7 protein-coding genes are annotated in these 3,470 nt (G+C 54.8%); all 7 read left to right on the top strand.

Translation table 11 applies throughout. From position 1 onward, the window contains the following. The first annotated feature begins 88 nt into the window (after positions 1 to 88). The 7 genes from ACTBDU_RS16255 to ACTBDU_RS16225 all read left to right on the top strand — a co-directional run bounded on the left by ACTBDU_RS16255 (position 89) and on the right by ACTBDU_RS16225 (position 3,397). Positions 89 to 514, top strand: coding sequence for a DNA-binding protein (locus ACTBDU_RS16255; protein ID WP_438807197.1), 426 nt, complete (start codon positions 89 to 91; stop codon positions 512 to 514). Further along, entirely contained in the window at positions 477 to 1,052 is a 576-nt protein-coding gene (locus ACTBDU_RS16250) for a hypothetical protein (protein ID WP_438807196.1), read from the top strand. Before ACTBDU_RS16255 ends, ACTBDU_RS16250 begins: the two co-directional genes overlap by 38 nt. Before the next feature lie 117 nt (positions 1,053 to 1,169). Then, positions 1,170 to 2,063, top strand: a complete 894-nt coding sequence (locus ACTBDU_RS16245; RefSeq protein ID WP_438807195.1) for a Mu transposase C-terminal domain-containing protein — start codon at positions 1,170 to 1,172, stop codon at positions 2,061 to 2,063. Positions 2,064 to 2,074: 11 nt separating this feature from the next. Next, entirely contained in the window at positions 2,075 to 2,431 is a 357-nt protein-coding gene (locus tag ACTBDU_RS16240) for a helix-turn-helix domain-containing protein (protein ID WP_438807194.1), read from the top strand. Next, positions 2,391 to 2,513, top strand: a complete 123-nt coding sequence (locus ACTBDU_RS16235; RefSeq protein WP_438807193.1) for a hypothetical protein — start codon at positions 2,391 to 2,393, stop codon at positions 2,511 to 2,513. The genes ACTBDU_RS16240 and ACTBDU_RS16235 overlap by 41 nt, the downstream gene beginning before the upstream one ends. 34 nt (positions 2,514 to 2,547) lie before the next feature. After that, positions 2,548 to 2,871 carry a hypothetical protein gene (locus ACTBDU_RS16230; RefSeq protein ID WP_438807192.1) on the top strand — a complete coding sequence of 108 codons (324 nt, stop codon included), beginning with the start codon at positions 2,548 to 2,550 and terminating at the stop codon, positions 2,869 to 2,871. Between the two features lie 310 nt (positions 2,872 to 3,181). Next, positions 3,182 to 3,397: a hypothetical protein gene (locus tag ACTBDU_RS16225; RefSeq protein WP_438807191.1), complete on the top strand. Its 216-nt coding sequence runs from the start codon at positions 3,182 to 3,184 to the stop codon at positions 3,395 to 3,397. Positions 3,398 to 3,470 lie beyond the last annotated feature (73 nt).

Here is a 3,470-nt window from a genome sequence, read left to right as displayed (position 1 = left end):
ATGCGCAAGGTGTCGTAATTATGTTTGTTACGGTGAGTGAGTCGGTTTACCCGGATTGCCTGGCACCTTGCAGGGACTTCGCTGGTCATTGAATAAGCGGACTGCAAATTCACCCGATTTAGTCCGTAAGCGTTCAGGCACCAAGGCTTTCGAGTACCACATCGATTGTTTGCCGGAACAAACACGCGAGATCATCAAACAACGGCACTATAAATTCCTGATTGCGCAATCCCCGGGCCAGCTGGTTGATGAGTCGGTCAAGCGCAGTACCGTTATCAAGTCGCGCGATGAGCTGGCGATCATGCGTCAATGTCCGGCCCTGCTCGAGCGCAAGGTGCAGGCTCTGAACGATCAGCAGAAGCAGATTGCCGATGCGCGCATGATGCTGGCACAGGAAGTGGTCCGGTTACAACAGGCCGGTATAACCCGCATCGCGGCGGTGACCTTTATCGTCGATGAAGTCAAAGGCCGGCACATTGCCCGAGGCCCTGCAGCGCTCCGCCACGCTGGCTAACGCCAAAAAGGGCCGCACCCGGCAAGAGGTGGGCAAAAGCAGCCTACAAGAATGGGTGAGTCTCTATCTCAGCGCTGAGCGGCCCCAGGAGCGTCTGGCGATATTGGCTCCCGGGAAGCTGAAGAAGCAGCGCCACGAGGACATGACGTGGTTCTACTACGCCCTGTTCTGGCCGCATTATGCCCGACCCTGTGGCCCGACGGTGCTGGAAGCCTACCGCGCATTTCAGGCGGACTGGCAGAGTAAATACCATGACCAGCCAGCCATGCTGGCGGCCCTGCCGACCTACGACAAGGTTAATCGCATGGTCAAGCGGGTTGCGCCCAACCAAAGGGTCAAGGGGCGGGTCACCGGCTCGGCGCTCAAGGCGTATCAGGTGTACCAGCAGCGGGATTGGGCGCAGATGCCGGTAAATGGCTGCTGGATAGCCGACGGCAAGTCGCTGAACATGAAAGTGGCGCATCCGATACACGGGCGGCCCTTTACCCCGGAGCTGACTTTGGTGCTCGACGGGCGTACCCGCTATCTGGTGAGCTGAAGCCTATCACTGGCAGAAAACGCCATCGCGGTAGCGGATGCGTAGCGTTATGCCATCCAGCACCACGGCAAGCCGCTGTTTGCCTACTCCGATAACGGCGGCGGCGAGACCAACAAGATGCTGGATGCGGATATTACCGGGATTTTTCCCCGGCTGGGTATTGAGCATATTACCGGTATCCCCGGTAACCCGCAGGCGCGGGGCATTATCGAGCGGCTGAACGGCGTGCTGCCACGCAGGCTGGCCCTGCGCTTTCAGACCTATAACGGATTGAGCGCCGACCCCAACGGGGCGCGGGTGCAGGGGCAAAAACTGCTGAGTCTGTCGAATGCCCTGCGTCAGGGGAAGGAGCTGAACACCACGCAGCAAAAAACGCTGGCGATATTGCCCAGCTGGCGGCAGCTGATAGACGCCATTGAGGAGGAAGTGCAACGCTATAACCACAGCCACGAGCACAGCGCCCTGCCCAAAATCAACGGTAAATCGATGACGCCGGCCGCCTACCGTAAGACCCTGTTGGCTGAGGAAGGGGACAATATTGAATACCTGACGCCAGGCGAGTTGCGCGAGATGTTTATGCCGGAAGAAAAACGCGTGACCCAGCGCGGTTGGGTTGAATTACTGAATAACCCGTATTTTGCCAGGGAGCTGATTGAGGTAGACCGCCAGAGGGCGCGGGTGGCTTACGATATCCATAATCCTAATGAAGTGATTATTCGCCAGATGGACGGGGCCTATTTCTGTACTGCGCTGTGGAATGGCAATACTGCCTCGCCGGTGCCGGTCTCCAGAGTGGAAAAAGCGTTGGAAGCGCGCGACAAGCGTCGCATTAAATTCGCCGAAAGCAAAATTCAGGATGCGAAAGACGAATTACGCCCGGTGATTGATGCACCCAGGGAGAGCGATTACAGCCTGCTGATACCCCAGGTATCGGCACCCGAAAAAGACAAGGTGTATTTGTTTGAATCCGAATATGAGCACGATATCAAGCAGGTCGGTAATAACCGGTAAGGATATATTGTATGACAACGCGAGAACGTATTTTCCAGCTGATGGCGCGGTCAGGCTACACCCAGCGCAAGGTGACCGATAAAACTGGATTAAGCGGCGCGACCATTTCACAATATTTAAAGGGGGTTTACAACGGCAATATTGATAACGTCGAGGGCACACTGCGAGATTTTCTTGACCGTGAGACAGAGCGCGCCTACTGGCGGGACATCAAGGTGAATTTTGTGCCGACCCATCTGGCCAGGGTGGCGCTCGCCCTGATTAGTGCCACGCACGACTTCGGCGATATCGGTCTGATATACGGGCCCGGCTGGCATGGGGAAAAGCATGGTGCTGAAGGAGCATGTGCGCGCCAACAGCGCCAATAAAGGCGTCATCCTGATTGAAGCCGACCCCGGCTATACCGCCAAGGCGTTATTGCAGGCACGGTGCGCCCGGCTGGGTCTGTGAAAAACCGGCAATATCCACGAGCTGGTCGAGGAGTGTGTACAAGGGGCTGCGCGACAAAAACTGGCTGGTCCTGGTTGAAGAGGCCGAGCTGCTGCCCTACAAAGCGCTTGAGGTCCTGCGCCGCATTCACGACCGTTCCGGGGTGGCCATTGTCCTGGCGGGCATGGCGTTAGACCTGGCGTCCCGCAGGAAAGAGAGCGAAGCCGAGGATTTCAGCGCCATTCTTGGCAGCCTGCTATCGAACGGCGAGGTCTCGGATAAACCGCTGGTGCGCGGGGTGGCTCGGACAAGCGCTATCGGCAATCAGGGGATGTCCGTGACGTTAATCGACCGCTATGCAGAAATGCTGATTCATTGAATGAGAAAAGTATGTCAGTCCATCATAAAGATGCTATCGACCAACAATCATCTTATCGCTGCGATGACGCAGGCAGAAGCCGTTATACCGTATTTAACGATAAAAGGCGTGAGTGTAAAAAGCGTGATATTGCATGACTGTAAGCCGGTTATCCGTATTGAACACCATACGCTCTGTAAGCAATTATTAAAAAAGGGTCAAACGGATTATATCACCGCTGGCAAAAACGCACGGGGTAATTTTAAGCAAGGGGTACTCATGAAAAATGAATGCAAGGTTATTTGGTCAGCATCATTATATTGAGGTCACCATGACAATTGAAATTAACATCATTGTTCAGCAAACCCCCATCGGCATTGATGTAAATATCAATGCCAGCGGTACGGGCAGTGAAGTTGAAAAGAATGAACCCCAGTTTATTCACGATGCACTTGCTACCGTATTATCGTGCCGGGCTGATTTCGAGGCCATAAATAAAGGCTCTATTGCCAATACATTTAACAGGAGAGGTCATCATGTCCACTAACTTACATGACAATACGGTGCCCGCCGGTTACTGGCAGGATGCCAAGGGCGCATTGATACCCGACGCCATGGTA

It is taken from the genome of Sodalis sp. (in: enterobacteria) (assembly GCF_051710625.1).
In the GTDB taxonomy this organism is placed as follows: domain Bacteria; phylum Pseudomonadota; class Gammaproteobacteria; order Enterobacterales; family Enterobacteriaceae; genus JBPESN01.
Note: the sequence above shows the minus strand (reverse complement) of the source record. Positions and strands in the feature narration are given on the sequence as shown.